A 14966-nucleotide genomic window follows, 5' to 3' on the forward strand; every position below is an offset into this window, starting at 1 on the left:
CGAGGAGACACGTGAGCGGCAAGGGTGCACCGGAACTGTCCGTCCGCAACGTCGGCGACCTCAGGGTCGCCGTCATCGCGGCGCAGTGGCACGAGAAGGTGATGGACGGACTGGTGGACGGCGCGCTGCGCGCCCTGCACGAACTGGGCATCGACGAGCCGACCCTCCTGCGGGTCCCCGGCAGCTTCGAACTGCCGGTGGTGGCCAAGGTCCTCGCCGGCCGCGGCTACGACGCGATCGTCGCCCTCGGCGTCGTCGTCCGCGGCGGCACACCGCACTTCGACTACGTCTGCCAGGGCGTCACCCAGGGCCTGACCCAGGTGTCGGTGGAGACCGGCGTCCCCATCGGCTTCGGCGTGCTCACCTGCGACACCGAGGAACAGGCCCTGGACCGGGCCGGCCTCGCGGGCTCCACCGAGGACAAGGGCCACGAGGCGGTCACCGCGGCGGTGGCGACCGCGGCCACGCTCCGTTCGGTATCCGAACCCTGGCGGTGAGTCGCCCCCGACAACGGCTAGGGTGGGGGACACCATGTCCAAGAAGACGTTCGAGGAGCTCTTCACCGAGCTCCAGCACAAGGCCGCCCAGGGCGACCCCGCCACCTCCCGCACCGCCGAGCTGGTCGGCAAGGGAGTCCATGCCATCGGCAAGAAGGTCGTCGAAGAGGCCGCCGAGGTCTGGATGGCCGCCGAGTACGAGGGCAAGGAGGCGGCCGCCGAGGAGATCTCGCAGCTGCTCTACCACGTCCAGGTGATGATGGTCGCCCGCGGCATCTCCCTGGACGACGTCTACGCCCACCTCTGATCACCAGCAGATCCGACCCCGTACGCACCACACCGTACGCACGAACGAAGGAAGCCGACCTCATGCTGCGCATCGCCGTCCCCAACAAGGGTTCACTCTCCGGCCCTGCGGCGGACATGCTGCATGAGGCCGGCTACCAGCAGCGCCGCGAGTCCAAGGAGCTGCGGATCGTCGACCCGAACAACGAGGTCGAGTTCTTCTACCTGCGCCCCCGCGACATCGCGATCTACGTCTCCTCCGGCCGCCTCGACATCGGCATCACCGGCCGCGACCTGCTCGTGGACTCCGGGGCCGGCGCGGAGGAGATCCTCCCGCTCGGCTTCGCCCGCTCCACCTTCCGCTTCGCCGCCAGGCCCGGCGCCGCCCACGGCATCGAGGACCTCAAGGGCCGCACGGTCGCCACCTCCTACGAGGGCATCGTCGCCAAGCACCTGGCCGACAGCGGCGTCGACGCCTCCGTCGTCCACCTGGACGGCGCCGTGGAGACCGCGATCGAGCTGGGCGTCGCCGAGGTCATCGCCGACGTCGTGGAGACCGGCACCAGCCTGCGCAACGCGGGCCTGGAGGTCTTCGGCGAGCCGATCATGAAGTCCGAGGCGATCGTCGTCCGCCGCACCGGCGCGGACGCCGAGGACCCCAAGGTGCAGCAGTTCCTGCGCCGCCTCCAGGGCGTCCTGGTGGCCCGCACCTACGTCATGATGGACTACGACTGCCGGGTCGAGCAGCTGGAGAAGGCCGTCGCGCTCACCCCGGGTCTGGAGTCCCCGACCGTCTCCCCGCTGCACAACGAGGGCTGGGTCGCCGTGCGCGCCATGGTCCCGGCCAAGGAGGCCCAGCGGATCATGGACGACCTGTACGCCATCGGCGCCCGCGCCATCCTGACCACGGCCATCCACGCCTGCCGTCTGTAAGGGGCGCCCAGCGATGTCCGACCTCCCCCAGCTCCCCGTCACCTTCCGCCCCGCGATCACCCGTGTGGTCTTGCTCACGGCCGGCGTCGCGATCTTCGCGGTGATCACGGCCGTGGCGCTCCTGCTGGAGCCGCTCACCCCCGGCGAGCGGATCAGCTTCGTCTTCACCGGCGCGCTGCTGTTCGGCGTGCTGCTGATGCTGTCCCGGCCCAAGGTCGTCGCCGACGACTCGGGCGTCACCGTCGTCAACATCGCCGGCCGACGCCGCCTGGAATGGCCGGAAATACTCCAGGTGAACCTGCGTCCGGGCGATCCGTGGGTGTTCCTCAACCTGAGCGACGGCACCAGCCTGCCCGCGCTCGGCATCCAGCCCGGCATCGCCAAGCAGCGCGCCATCGCCGACGCCCGGGCCCTGCGCGCCCTCGTCGAGGCCCGCTCCCTGCACGACCCCGAGCCCTCTCCGGGTGCGTCTCAGGGCTGACTGGGGGATGTCCGCCCTGACGCACGCCGCCGCGTTTTGACTAATCTGGTGGCGGAGACGTTTCGCTGCGTCTCCGCCCCTGTGCCCCGACCGGTGCCAGGGGCTCCTGCTACCCGAGGAGTGACTCCCTCCGGCGATGGACGGATCGTCCTGCAGTACCTGCGCCGCCCCCTGCCGACATAGCGCGCGCCGCGACACCGCGGCCGTCGCGCACGCGGAGGCGGCGGCATCATGACCATCTCCCTGCTGCTCCTCGCAGCGGCCTTCCTGCTCATCCTCGCCAACGGCTTCTTCGTCGCCGCCGAATTCGGACTGGTGACCGTCGAACGCCCGGAGGCCGAGAAGGCCGCCGCCGACGGCGACAAACGGGCCCGCACGGTCGTCGAGTCGCTCGGCGAGCTGTCCTTCCAGCTCTCCGGCACCCAGCTCGGCATCACCATCACCTCCCTGGTCGTCGGCATGCTCGCCGAGCCCGCGCTCGCCGAGCTGCTGCGCGGCCCCTTCACCGCCGTCGGCGCGCCCGAGGGCGTCGTCTCCGGCGCCGCAGTGCTCGTCGGCATGCTGCTCGCCTCCGCGGTGCAGATGGTGATCGGCGAACTCGTGCCGAAGAACTGGGCGGTCTCCCGGCCGCTCCAGGTCGCGCGCTTCGTCGCCGGCCCGCAGCACCTCTTCTCCCGCCTGTTCCGCCCGGTGATCTCCGTGCTGAACACGGTGGCCAACCGGCTGGTGCGCGCCCTCGGCGTCGAACCCGCCGAGGAACTGGCCTCCGCGCGCACCCCCGGCGAGCTGGTCTCCCTGGCCCGCCACTCGGCCCGGGCCGGCGCCCTCGAACAGGACACGGCCGACCTGTTCGTGCGCACCCTGTCCCTGGGCGACCTGACCGCGCAGCACGTCATGACGCCGCGCGTGAAGGTCAGCGCGCTGCAGATCTCGGCGACCGCCGAGGACGTGGTCAACCTGACCCGCGCCACCGGTCTGTCGCGCTTCCCCGTCTACCAGGACAAGATCGACGAGATCGCCGGCATGGTCCACCTCAAGGACGCCCTCGCCGTTCCGGCGGCCGAGCGGCTGCGTACCCCGGTCGGCCGGATCGCCCGCCCGGCGCTGCTGGTCCCCGAGACCCTACCCGTGCAGCCGCTGCTCGCGCAGCTGCGCAACGAGCAGCCCATCGCCGTCGTCGTCGACGAGTACGGCGGCACGGCCGGTGTGGTGACCCTGGAGGACATCGTCGAGGAACTCGTCGGCGAGGTGCGCGACGAGCACGACGCCAAGGACGTGCCCGAGCTGGCGCCCGCCCCGCCCGAGGACGGCCGGCCCGCCTGGGACGTCGACGGCGGCTGCCGCGTCGACCTGCTCGGCCGCGTCGGCCTCCAGGCGCCCGAGGGCCCCTACGAGACGGTGGCCGGCCTGGTCGCCGATCTGCTCGGCCGGATCCCGGCCCCCGGCGACCGCGCGGAGCTGCCCGGCTGGCGGCTGTCCGTGCGCGAGGTCGGCCACTACCGCGCCGAGCGGGTCCGCCTGGTGCGCACGGGCCGCGGCGCCGACGCCGTCGCGGCCGGGACGGAGGCCGCCCGATGAGCGTCCTGCAACTGGTCCTCGCCGCGCTGCTCGTCCTCGTCAACGGCTTCTTCGTCGGCGCCGAGTTCGCGCTCGTCTCGGTCCGGCGCAGCCAGATCGAACCGCTCGGCACCGCCCGCGCCCGCCAGGTGCTGCACGGTCTGGAGCGGCTGCCGCAGATGATGGCCGCCGCGCAGTTCGGCATCACCGTCTGCTCGCTGACGCTGGGCGCCGTCGCCGAACCCACGGTGGCGCATCTGCTGGAACCGGTGTTCGGCTGGATGCGGCTGCCGCACGGCGTGATCCACCCGCTCGGCTACGCCATCGCGCTCGCCGCGGTGGTCTTCTTCCACCTCGTCATAGGCGAGATGGTGCCGAAGAACCTGGCGATGGCCGCCCCCGAGAAGGCCGCGCTCTGGCTCGCCCCCGGGCTGGTCGCGTTCGCCCGGGTGTGCCGGCCGGTCACCGTGGCGCTCGGCGCCTGCGCCCAGGGCATCCTGCGCCTCTTCCGCGTCGAGCCCAAGGACGAGGTGGAGGCCGTCTTCACCAGCGTCCAGCTGGGCCGGCTGGTGGAGGACTCCGGCCAGGCCGGTCTGCTGGACCCCGAGGAGCAGGAGCGGCTGGAGGACGCGCTGGAACTGGGCTCCCGCCCGGTCCTGGACGTGCTGCTGCCCCGCGAGAAGCTGGTGACCGTCACCCCGACGGTGACCCCCGGCGAGATCGTCGCGCTCACCGCCCGCACCGGGTACTCCCGCTTCCCGGTCGCCGCGGAGAACGGTTCCTTCATGGGGTTCCTGCACGTCAAGGACGTCCTTGACGCGGAGGACTCGGACCGGGCCGTGCCGCAGCGGATATGGCGCCCGATGCCGACGCTGCGGTCCGAGCTCCCGTTGGACGACGCCCTGACGGTCATGCGCCGCGCGGCCACCCATCTGGCTCAGGTTGCGGACGCCTCCGGCCGGGTGCTGGGCGTGGTGGCCCTGGAGGACGTCCTGGAACTCCTCGTCGGCGAGGTCCGCGACCCCGCCCACCGCATCGCCACCGAGATCCGCCTGACGGAGCCGAGGGGCAGCGGGGAACCGGAGGAGGTCCTCGCGACGTAACCGCGGCGGGACGTCAGCGGGGGAGCGCGGGACCCGTCACAGCGCCGACGGGTCCTGCGGCCCCCGCCCCGACAGCACCTCGCCGTACGCCTGCATCAGGTCCGGCAGGCGCAGGGTCGCCAGATCGTCGCGGGACAGGGCGCCCGGGTACGCCGAGAGCCTGAGGTCGCGATAGGCGCAGCTCTTCTCGTACAGCGTCCGCAGGAACCGCCCGTTGCCCAGCTCGTCGATCCAGTCCTGGCCGACCACGTGCCCGGCGATCGAGCGCAGCTCCTCCAGCGCCTCCTCGTCCCACACGTCGCCGTTCTCCGCGGCGAGCACCTTCCCGATCTCGGTCAGTTCCAGGGGCCGGTAGGACGGGAAGTCCACCCGGGTGGTGAAGCGGGACGACAGCCCCGGGTTCGCGGCCAGCAGCCGGTCCATCCCCTCCGGATAGCCGGCCAGGATCACCACCAGGTGGTCGCGGTTGTCCTCGGCCCGCTTGAGCAGCACCTGGAGCGCCTCGTCGCCGTACGCGTCGCCCTTGCCGTACCCGGAGTTGGACAGCGAGTAGGCCTCGTCCACGAAGAGCACCCCGCCGATCGCGGAGTCGATCAGCTCGTTGGCCTTCACCGCCGTCTGGCCCAGGTACTCGCCGACCAGATCGGCGCGCTGGGCCTCCACCAGGTGGTCGCCGCCGAGCAGCCCGAGCGCGTAGAAGACCCGGCCCAGGATGCGGGCGACCGTGGTCTTGCCGGTGCCCGACGGGCCGGAGAAGACGAAGTGCCGCTTCGGCGGCTGCACCGGCAGTCCCTGACCGGCCCGCAGCCGGGCCATGTTGAGCTGGGCGGACAGCGCCTTGACCTGACGCTTCACCGGTTCGAGGCCGACCATCCGCTCCAGTTCGGCGAGTGCCTGCTCCAGCAGCGCCGGATCGGTCGGACCGCTGGGCGGCGGCTCGGCGGCGGAGGCGGCCCGCTCGCGCACCGCCGGATCGGCCACCGGCGGGTACGCGGCGGCGGGCGGCGGCTCGGGCTCGCCGCCGAGCTTCAGCTCGCGGCCCTCGCCGCCGAAGACCGGGTCCAGCAGGTCCGGGCCGTCCACGGTGTCCTGGCCGCCGGCCCCGGCGAGCGTGATCGCCGCGAGACCGGCCGCCTCGTCGTCGTACCCGTCGCCCTCGGCTATCGCCGCCAGCCGCGCCGAGGTGTCCATGAAGGCCGGGTCCACCCGGTGCACCGCCCGGTACAGCGGCAGCGCCGCGGCGCTGCGGCCGGTGCCCTCGTGCGCCCTGGCCAGCCAGTACCGCAGCTCCTTGCGCTGCGGCTGCTCGCTGCGGCACCGCATCAGCGCGGCCGACAGCAGTGGTTCGGCCTGCCCGAACATCTCCAGCCGCACCCGGGCCATCCCGCCGAACAGGCCGGCCTCGATGCCCAGCAGCGCATCGTCCACCAGCGGATCGGTGTGCCGCACGAGCTGCTCCCAGTCCTTGACCAGATAGGCGCGGCAGGCGTGCAGGAACCGCACCTGGGCGTCGGCGTCCACCGGCGGCAGCCCGGCCAGCGCCCGGTCCAGCTCGGGCACATGGCGCCCGTCCAGCCAGTGCGAGGCGTGCGCGAGCAGCAGATCGCGCGGGCTCTCCAGCACCGGCTGCACCCACCAGCCGAGCCAGTACCAGGAGTTGAGGTTGCGGCGGTGCCGGGATCGCTGCTCGCCGAAGCGGTCGCGGTGCCGGAACATCCTCAGCAGCGCGGTCGTCGTGTCGACGCGCAGCGCGTGCAGGCCGAGCCAGCCGTCGGCCATCCCGGGGTCCATCCGCACCGCGGCCCGGAACTCCTCCTCCGCCTGCGGATAGGCGCCCATGGTGTAGGCGTCGACGCCCCGCAGCCAGGCGAGGTCGGCCGGGGCCTTCGTGCCCTGCGTGCCGAAGTCCATCACGTCCCCCACAGACCGTGCCCCCGTAGGTTCGCCGCCGGACCGGCGCCCGGCGGCTGCCTCTGGTCGAACCGCTGTGCCGCGGACCGGAGTTGCAGGTGCGCGAAGCAGCCGTTCGAAGGTCGCACCGAGGGCATCGTACCCGCGGGGCCACCGCCCGCCGTAGGGTGCCGCAGGGGGCGTTCGGCGAGGTGGGAGCGCGGGGGGCGCACCCCGGTCGGTGACCCAGGGTGATCGAACGGCGCCGCGCGGCGTCCGGAAATCGGCTTTCGGGCAGAACGAAGCCCCCGGTCACGGGGGAACAACCGGGGGCTTCGTGTCAGCGGGCGGTCCTCGATGACCGCACATTGAGAACGTAAGACCTGTACGGCCCCCGGGTCAAGCGGAGTTGGGGCACCGCGCCGAGTTCCCCGGAGGCGATCTTCACGAGTTCAGCACATTGCCGCCGAGCCGTCACGGAGCGTCATTTCCTGGTCCGGTCCAAGGGCCCGGCAGCACCTCGTACCCCGACTCCCGCTGTCGCACCAGGAGGTCGGCGAACGGCCGGGACGGGTCGGCCGCGAAGTGCCGCCGCTCCGCCGCCGTCCACCCGGTCCAGAACTCCCGCTGCTCCGCCCCGTCCCGGGCCCGCCCCCGCGCCCAGGACCGCGCACGGGGCAGCTCCATCCACAGCAGACGGGCCAGATGCGGGCGCAGCGCCCGCCGGCCGGCGCCGACGCCCTCGACCAGGATCACGGGCGCGGGCGCCAGCGCGCGGGGCGTGCCGAAGCGCCGGGCGTGCCAGTCGTAGGGGGAGTAGTGCGCCACGGCGCCGCGCGCGAGCGGCTCGATCACCTCGGCCAGCAGCCGCCCGTCCCAGGCGAACAGCTCCTGATGGCTGGCGACGTCGTCCAGGTGCAGCACCGGCGCGTCGTCCAGCGCCGCGGCCAGGCGTCCGGCGAACGTGGACTTCCCGGAGCCGGCGTGCCCGTCGACGCCGATGAGACGGACCGGACCGCAGGACGGCGGAAGGCGGCGGAGCTGGGCGGCGAGGGCGTGGATGGCGGGTCCCGGAGTGCGAGTGCTGCGGCTGGCATATAGCGCGGGAACATTCTAGTGGCCGCCCGCGCCCGGCACGGCGTGCGCTGCCCGAATCAGTGTCGTATTGAACTATCGGGCGCGTGCTCCGCAAAGGCCGCCCGAAGTCCGGGCCGATCCGCCGGTGCGGCGGATCTCGCCGGTGAACTTGTCGGAATTCGCGTTCCGGCTGCGCCCCGTGCTGAGTAAGGTGCCGGTGGTGCGACCACGAGGTGCCGTAAGGGATCGGACGGGGGAAGATGGCCGCCGGGTTGTTCGAGGGGCAGTACGTCTGGCATCCGGCGGCGGACGACCGGATGCTGGCGAGCGTCTGCGTCGACGTCCGGGCCGGCCGCTGGGCGCGCGCCAGGACGGTCCTCGCCGAGAGCCGCGGCGACCACGCCCTGCGGGCCCACCGCTCGCTGGTGCTGGCCTCGGAGGCCGCCGACTCCGACCTCGCCGAACGCTGGCTGGCCGAGGAACCGGCGCCCGAGGCCGCGCTGCTGTGGGCGCGGGTGGCCGTGCTGCGGGCGCTGCGCGCCGCCGACGCCCGTGACGCCCGCGCCGAGACCCTGGAGCGGATAGCACTGTCCGCCTGCGACCGGGCCTCGGCGGCCGACCCCGCCGACCCCACGCCCTGGGTCGCCAAACTGGCCATGGCCCGGCTGCACCGGCTGCGCGACCCGGCGCCGCACGGCCTGCTCACCTCGCCGCCCGGCCCCTGGCGGCTGTTCGCGCACGTCCTCTCCCTCGACCCCTGGCACCGCGAGGCCCACCACCGCTTCCTGGCCTTCTTCTTCACCCGCCACGGCGGCTCGGTCAACGCCGCCTGGGACGTCGCCGCCTTCCTGGCGCAGCGGGCCCCCGCCCACTCCGCGCTGCGGCTGCTGCCGCTGGTCGCCCTGGTGGAGAGCTACGACCCCGCGCGGCTGCTCGCCGACCGGGTCTGGGAACAGCCGCAGTGGCGCTCCACCGCCCTCGCCGTCCACCGCGACTGGCTGCCGACCGTGGCCGGTTACCGCTTCACCCCGGTGCTCGACCTGGCCTATCTCGCCCACGCCCTGATCCTGGCCCGCCGCGAGGCCGAGGCCCGCGCCGCCCTCACCGCCATGGGCCCCTACGCCTCACGGATGCCCTGGTGCGTCTTCGGCGACCCCGCCGGACAGCTCTCCCGGGCCCGGCGCGCCTGCGGACTTCCGGTGCCGCCCTGAACCGGGCGGCCCACCGGGCGGCCCACCGGACCGCCCACCGGGCCGTTCACCGGACCGCCCGCCGGGAACCGCCCGCCGTGGGGCCCGGTCCGACGCCCGCCGTGAGCCCCGACCCCACCGCCCCGACCCCGCCCCCCCACCGCCCCAAGAGAAAGGCCCCACCGTGTCGCCACGCACACCGGCCCAGCGCGTCAGGACCACCGGAGCCCACCGGGCCCGCGGCCGGGCGGAGACGAACGCGCTCGACGACGACGCGACCCTGCACGCCATGGGCTACCCGAGAAAACTCACCCGGCGTTTCAAGGCGTTCGACAATTTCGCGATCTCCTTCACCATCATCAATGTCTTATCGGGTATTTTCTCGTCCTTCGGATTCGGCATGAACGCGGGCGGCCCGCGCGTTCTCGTCTTCGGCTGGATAGGCGTCTCCGTGATGGTGCTGTTCGTCGGCGCGGCCATGGCGGAAGTCGCCTCCGCCTATCCGACGAGCGGCGCGCTGTATTTCTCGGCCGGGAAACTCGCCAAGCGGCACAAGGGCGCCTGGTCCTGGTTCACCGGCTGGCTGAACTTCGTCGGCCAGATCGGCGGCACCGCCGCCACCGGCTACGCGGCCGCCACCTTCATCCAGGCCTTCCTCGCCCTCCAGTGGCCCTCCTACGTGCCCACCGCCCACCAGACGGTCCTGATCACCGCGCTGATCATCGTGCTCCAGGGCCTGGCCAACACCCGCGCCGTCCAGCTGGTCGCCGTCCTGAACCGGATCTCCGTGTGGTGGCTGCTCATCGGTCTTGTGGTGATCGTGACCGCCCTGGTCGCCGTGCCCGACCAGCACCGGCCGGTCTCCTTCGTCACCCATTTCGCGAACAACACCGGCTTCACGAGCGGCCTTTACGGCGGCATGCTCGGCCTGCTGGTCACCAGCTGGACGTTCACCGGCTTCGACGGCAGCTTCCACATGTCCGAGGAAACGGTCCACGCCACCGTCAACGCCCCCAGGGGCATCATCCGCGCCATCGGCTGGTCCGCGCTCACCGGACTGGTCCTGATGCTCGCCCTCGTCACCGGCATCGGCGACTACGACAGCCAGGCGGGTTCGGCCGCGCCCCCCGTCCAGATCCTCATCGACGCCCTCGGCCAGGCCACCGCGAAGGCGCTGCTGCTGATCGTCATCGGGGCGATGCTCTTCTGCGGCCTGGCCAACCTGACCAGCAACACCCGGCAGATCTTCGCCTTCTCCCGGGACGGCGCCATGCCGGGCTCGCGCTGGTGGCACTCGGTCTCCCCGCACACCCGCACCCCGGTCAAGGCGGTCTGGCTCGCGGTGGCCTGCTCGCTCGCCCTGGTCCTGCCCGGCTGGTGGTCGCACACGGCGTTCACCGCCATCGTCAGCGTCAACGTCGTCGGACTCTTCCTCGCCTACGCCGTCCCGATCCTGCTGCGGCTGCGGCTCGGCGACGAGTTCCGGCCAGGGCCGTGGAACCTGGGCCGCTGGGGCCGTCCGGTCGGCGTGGTCGCGGTGACCTGGATCGCGCTCAGCAGCGTGCTGTTCATGCTGCCGCAGGCCGCCCCGCTCACCGCCGACTCGTTCAACTACGCCCCCATCGCCCTCGCCGCCGTCCTGCTGGTGGCCACCGTCTGGTGGTTCGCCACCGCCCGCCGCCGCTTCCAGGGGCCGGTGAGCTACGGCCGCCCGGACGAGGTCGCCGCGATGGACCTCATCTGACACACCGGACGGCTCCGTCCGACCCCGGGGGCCGGACGGAGCCGTCCCGGCCCGGCCCCCGAACCCGTGGGAAGGCGGACCGGGCCTGGGCGCAGCCGCTGGTCACGCCAGTGGTCGAGACCAATATTGGTGGGCGTGGCGTGCGTCGCGGTGCTGGCAGGAGCGGGCCGCCGCGGCCATAGTGGGCGCAACGCCGTGCACGGACCGCCATCCGCCCCGACTCGGACACCCGGGGGTCTCCCGCCCATGAGCAGATCCGAACAGCCGTCCCGCAGAACCGTGCTGACCGTCGCGATGGCCGCCGCCGCGGCGGGCGCCACCGCCCTGACCGGCGGCGCGGTCCCGGCGGTCGCCGCGGCCGCCCACCGCGGCCGCACCGACCCGGCCCGCCCGGTCGACTACCGCGCCTGGACGACGTACACCGACTGGTACGGCGGCGCCTTCCGGGGCACCCGCGCGGTCGCCGGCCCGCGCCCCGCCCTGGAGATCGCCGCCCCGGCGGGCACCACCGACTACACCGACCCGCACACCGGCGCCACCGCGAGCTGGGAGTACGCCACCTGGACCGGCCCGCTGCACCGGCTCGCCGTCCCGGCCACCGAGGCGATCGCCTCCTGGAACGCGGACACTCCGGCCGGCACCTGGCTCCAGGTGGAGCTGCGGGGCACGTACTCCGACGGCACGGACACCCCCTGGTACGTGATGGGCCGCTGGGCCGCCGGCGACCAGGACATCAAGCGGACCTCCGTGGACGACCAGAGCGACGGCCGCAGCACCGTGTGGACGGACACCTTCGCGATCGATGACCCGGCCTCCGGGCTCCGGCTGGCCGCGTACCGGCTGCGCCTGACCCTCTACCGCCGGCCCGGCACCCGGCTCACCCCCGCCGTGCGGCGGATCGGCGCCATGGGCTCCGACGTCCCCGACCGCTTCACCGTCCCCGCCACCGCGCCCGCGGTACCGGCCCGGGAACTGGCCGTGCCGCGCTACTCGCAGGAGATCCACGCCGGCCAGTACCCGCAGTACGACAACGGCGGCGAGGCCTGGTGCAGCCCCACCTCCTCGCAGATGATCATCGAGTACTGGGGCGGCCGGCTCACCCCCGAGCAGCTCTCCTGGGTGGACCCGTCCTACGCCGACCCGCAGGTCTGCCAAGCGGCCCGCTCCACCTACGACTACCAGTACTCGGGCTGCGGCAACTGGCCGTTCAACGCGGCCTACGCGGCCACCTTCACGGACCTTGAGGGCGTGGTCACCCGCCTCGGCTCGCTCACCGACCTGGAGACGCTGATCGCGGCCGGCGTCCCGGCCGTCACGTCGCAGTCCTTCCTCAAGACGGAGCTGACCGGCGCCGGGTACGGCACCTCGGGCCACCTGATGACGGTCATCGGCTTCACCGCCGCCGGCGACGTGATCGCCAACGACCCGGCCTCGCCGGGCGACGACGCGGTACGGCGCGTGTACGCGCGCCGCGAGTTCGAGAACATCTGGCTGCGGACCAAGCGCTACAACGCCTCCGGCCAGGTCGCCTCGGGCAGCGGCGGCGTCTGCTACCTGTACTTCCCGGCCCGTCCCACGCCCCAGCAGGTCCGGGCGCTGGCGGCGGTCGGCGTGCGCTGAGCCCGCCGCCCGGCCCGCGGCACGGTGCGGGCCGGGCGGCGGGCTCCGGGCCCCGGGGGCGGGCCTGTGACCAAGCTCTCCGCCGCGAGGGGGCGCGCGAGTGGCAAGGTGGACGGCGGGGCGAGGGGAGACGTTCCGCGGCGGGGGAGTCCACCGGCACACGACGAAACCCCTGCGAGAGACCATGACCGCGCACTCGGCCACCGCCGCCCCCGCCCGCGTCCGCACCGGCGGCCCCCAGGACGACGGCGACGGCCCGAAGATCCTGGAGCACGTCCTCGGCTGGACCCTCGTCGTGGTGATCGCGATGCTCGTCACCCAGCTCGGTCTGCTGTGACCTGACCCATACCGGACCTGCCATACTGCGGTGGTCCGACCGCAGTTGGAGACCGGGGCCGAAGTGAAGACGAGTCAGCAGCGCGAGACCGCCCGCCCCCGCACGCTCGGCTCCCCCCAGCCGTCGGGAACCGGCGGCCAGGTGCGCGGCACCCAGCGGTCCGCGACCCGCCGCGCCGAACTCATAGCCATCGGACGGCGGTTGTTCGCCGACACCTCCTACGACGCCCTGTCCATGGACGACATCGCCCGGCAGGCCCAGGTCGCCAAGGGGCTGATCTACTACTACTTCCGCTCCAAGCGCGGCTACTACCTGGCGATCATCGAGGACTCGGTCGCCGACCTGATCGCCTTCGCGGCGAGCGGGCACGAGCTGCCGGCCGTGGAGCGGGTGCACCGCACCGTCGACGGCTACCTGCGCTACGCCGAGCACAACCAGGCCGCCTACCGCACCATCGTCAGCGGCGGCGTCGGCTTCGACACCGAGGTGCAGGCCGTCCGCGACGGCGTGCGCGAGGCGATCGTCGCGACCATCGCCGAGGGCGCCTACGGGCGCACCGCCGTCACGGCGCCGGCCCGCATGGGCCTGATCGCCTGGGTGTGCGGCGTCGAGGGCGCCACCCTCGACTGGATCGCCCGCCCCGAACTCTCCCGCGACACGATGCGCGACCTCCTGGTCAAGACCCTCGGCGGCGCCCTGCGCGCGATCGAGGAACTGGACCCCACCCACCCGGCCCCGCCCCCGGCCCGCCGGCCCGTCTGACGCACGGCGCGGGCGGCCGACGCGACGACCGCCGCGACCGCCTTTCGGACAGTCGGGCGAAAGCATGTGAACCGGCCACTCCTCACCACTCCCGTGCGACCCCCGGAGAAGGCGGCTAGTCTTTCTTGAAGTAAGCGCTCGTTAACCGGTGACTCCGTGCTGGCGATCGGGCATACTCACAGCGCACAGCCGCTGGTCAGCCGCTTCCGCGACCCGGGAGTGCGCGCATCGAGCGGCCCGAGGAAGACCCCGGCGGAGCCGCCCCAAGAAGGCGCCGCCCGCCGGCGCCCGACAGGGAGGAGAGCGTCGCCATGCCCGACCGCGCCCCGCAGCCGGTGGACCGGCAACTGCCCACGGAAGAGGCCCGGGACCTGATCTCGCTCGTCCGCGACATCGCGCACCAGGAGATCGCCCCCGAGGCGGCCGAGGAGGAGGACGCCGGACGCTTCCCGCGCGAGGTCTTCACCCTCCTGTCCCGCTCCGGCCTGCTCGGCCTGCCCTACGACTCCGAGTACGGCGGCGGCGACCAGCCCTACGAGGTCTACCTCCAGGTCCTGGAGGAACTGGCCGCGGCCCGCCTCACCGTCGGCCTCGGCCTCAGCGTGCACACCCTGGCCTCCTACGCGCTCGCCACCTACGGCACCAAGGCGCAGCAGGTCGAGCACCTGCCCGCGATGCTCGGCGGCGGCCTCCTCGGCGCGTACGCCCTCTCCGAGCCCGCCTCCGGCTCCGACGCCGCCTCGCTGCGCACCAAGGCCGTACGCGACGGCGACCACTGGGTGATCACCGGCACCAAGTCCTGGATCACCCACGGCGGCATCGCCGACTTCTACACGGTGATGGCGCGCACCGGCGGCGAGGGCCCGCGCGGGATCACCGCCTTCCTGGTCCCCGCCGACGCCGAGGGACTGAGCGCCGCCGCGCCGGAGAAGAAGATGGGCCTGAAGGGCTCGCCGACCGCCCAGATCCACCTCGACGGCGTACGGGTCGGCGACGACCGGCGGCTCGGCGAGGAGGGCCAGGGCTTCGCCATCGCCCTGTCCGCGCTCGACTCCGGCCGGCTCGGCATCGCCGCCTGCGCGATCGGCGTCGCCCAGGCCGCCCTGGACGAGGCGACCGGCTACGCCGTCGACCGGCGCCAGTTCGGCCGGCCGATCGCCGACTTCCAGGGGCTGCGCTTCATGCTCGCCGACATGGCGACCCAGATCGAGGCCGGCCGCGCCCTGTACCTGGCGGCGGCGCGACTGCGCGACGCGGGCCGCCCGTTCGCGCGGGAGGCCGCCATGGCCAAGCTGTTCTGCACGGACGCCGCCATGAAGGCGACCACCGACGCCGTCCAGATCCTCGGCGGCTACGGCTACACCGCCGACTTCCCGGCCGAGCGCTACATGCGCGAGGCCAAGGTGCTCCAGATCGTCGAGGGCACCAACCAGATCCAGCGCATGGTCATCGCCCGCCACATCGCGGGTCCTGAGACCCGCTGAGCCACG

General features: G+C 73.2%; 13 protein-coding genes and 1 pseudogene. 12 read left to right on the forward strand and 2 right to left on the reverse strand.

Going from position 1 to position 14966, the window contains the following annotated elements; genetic code table 11:
• The first annotated feature begins 11 nt into the window (after positions 1 to 11).
• From ribH to ABEB07_RS06800, 6 genes are all read left to right on the forward strand, one after another.
• Positions 12 to 497, forward strand: coding sequence for a 6,7-dimethyl-8-ribityllumazine synthase (gene ribH, locus ABEB07_RS06775; protein ID WP_164586166.1), 486 nt, complete (start codon positions 12 to 14; stop codon positions 495 to 497).
• Positions 498 to 531: 34 nt separating this feature from the next.
• Entirely contained in the window at positions 532 to 804 is a 273-nt protein-coding gene (locus ABEB07_RS06780; protein ID WP_019983911.1) for a phosphoribosyl-ATP diphosphatase, read from the forward strand.
• A 62-nt stretch (positions 805 to 866) separates the two neighbouring features.
• Positions 867 to 1715, forward strand: coding sequence for an ATP phosphoribosyltransferase (gene hisG / locus ABEB07_RS06785; RefSeq protein WP_345667435.1), 849 nt, complete (start codon positions 867 to 869; stop codon positions 1713 to 1715).
• A 13-nt stretch (positions 1716 to 1728) separates the two neighbouring features.
• Positions 1729 to 2196 (forward strand): PH domain-containing protein, encoded by a 468-nt coding sequence (locus tag ABEB07_RS06790; protein ID WP_345667436.1) that lies wholly within the window; start codon positions 1729 to 1731, stop codon positions 2194 to 2196.
• Between the two features lie 231 nt (positions 2197 to 2427).
• On the forward strand, positions 2428 to 3774 hold the full coding sequence (locus tag ABEB07_RS06795) for a hemolysin family protein (RefSeq protein WP_176148207.1): 1347 nt from the start codon (positions 2428 to 2430) through the stop codon (positions 3772 to 3774).
• Positions 3771 to 4856 (forward strand): hemolysin family protein, encoded by a 1086-nt coding sequence (locus ABEB07_RS06800; RefSeq protein WP_345667437.1) that lies wholly within the window; start codon positions 3771 to 3773, stop codon positions 4854 to 4856. The genes ABEB07_RS06795 and ABEB07_RS06800 overlap by 4 nt, the downstream gene beginning before the upstream one ends.
• Positions 4857 to 4892: 36 nt before the next feature.
• Here the strand turns inward: ABEB07_RS06800 and ABEB07_RS06805 are convergent, their stop codons facing one another.
• A complete protein-coding gene (locus tag ABEB07_RS06805; RefSeq protein ID WP_345667438.1) occupies positions 4893 to 6767 on the reverse strand; it encodes an AAA family ATPase in 1875 nt (624 codons plus the stop codon).
• A gap of 431 nt (positions 6768 to 7198) precedes the next feature.
• Positions 7199 to 7808 (reverse strand): annotated as a pseudogene (locus ABEB07_RS06810) (uridine kinase family protein).
• 275 nt (positions 7809 to 8083) lie between these two features.
• Between ABEB07_RS06810 and ABEB07_RS06815 the strand changes: the two are divergent.
• The 6 genes from ABEB07_RS06815 (at position 8084) to ABEB07_RS06840 (ending at position 14960) form a co-directional block, all read left to right on the forward strand.
• Positions 8084 to 9034, forward strand: coding sequence for a hypothetical protein (locus ABEB07_RS06815; RefSeq protein WP_345667439.1), 951 nt, complete (start codon positions 8084 to 8086; stop codon positions 9032 to 9034).
• 268 nt (positions 9035 to 9302) lie between these two features.
• Entirely contained in the window at positions 9303 to 10757 is a 1455-nt protein-coding gene (locus tag ABEB07_RS06820) for an amino acid permease (RefSeq protein ID WP_203634836.1), read from the forward strand.
• Positions 10758 to 11003: 246 nt separating this feature from the next.
• Positions 11004 to 12377 carry a peptidase C39 family protein gene (locus tag ABEB07_RS06825; RefSeq protein ID WP_345667440.1) on the forward strand — a complete coding sequence of 458 codons (1374 nt, stop codon included), beginning with the start codon at positions 11004 to 11006 and terminating at the stop codon, positions 12375 to 12377.
• 184 nt (positions 12378 to 12561) lie between these two features.
• Positions 12562 to 12714, forward strand: a complete 153-nt coding sequence (locus ABEB07_RS06830) for an SCO1431 family membrane protein (RefSeq protein WP_176148203.1) — start codon at positions 12562 to 12564, stop codon at positions 12712 to 12714.
• Between the two features lie 63 nt (positions 12715 to 12777).
• Positions 12778 to 13476 carry a TetR/AcrR family transcriptional regulator gene (locus ABEB07_RS06835; protein ID WP_425588965.1) on the forward strand — a complete coding sequence of 233 codons (699 nt, stop codon included), beginning with the start codon at positions 12778 to 12780 and terminating at the stop codon, positions 13474 to 13476.
• Positions 13477 to 13787: 311 nt separating this feature from the next.
• Complete coding sequence (locus ABEB07_RS06840) at positions 13788 to 14960, forward strand: acyl-CoA dehydrogenase family protein (RefSeq protein WP_345667441.1); 1173 nt, start codon at positions 13788 to 13790, stop codon at positions 14958 to 14960.
• Positions 14961 to 14966 lie beyond the last annotated feature (6 nt).

The sequence above is a fragment of the Streptomyces similanensis genome, assembly GCF_039543625.1.
Taxonomy (GTDB): Bacteria; Actinomycetota; Actinomycetes; order Streptomycetales; family Streptomycetaceae; genus Streptomyces; species Streptomyces similanensis.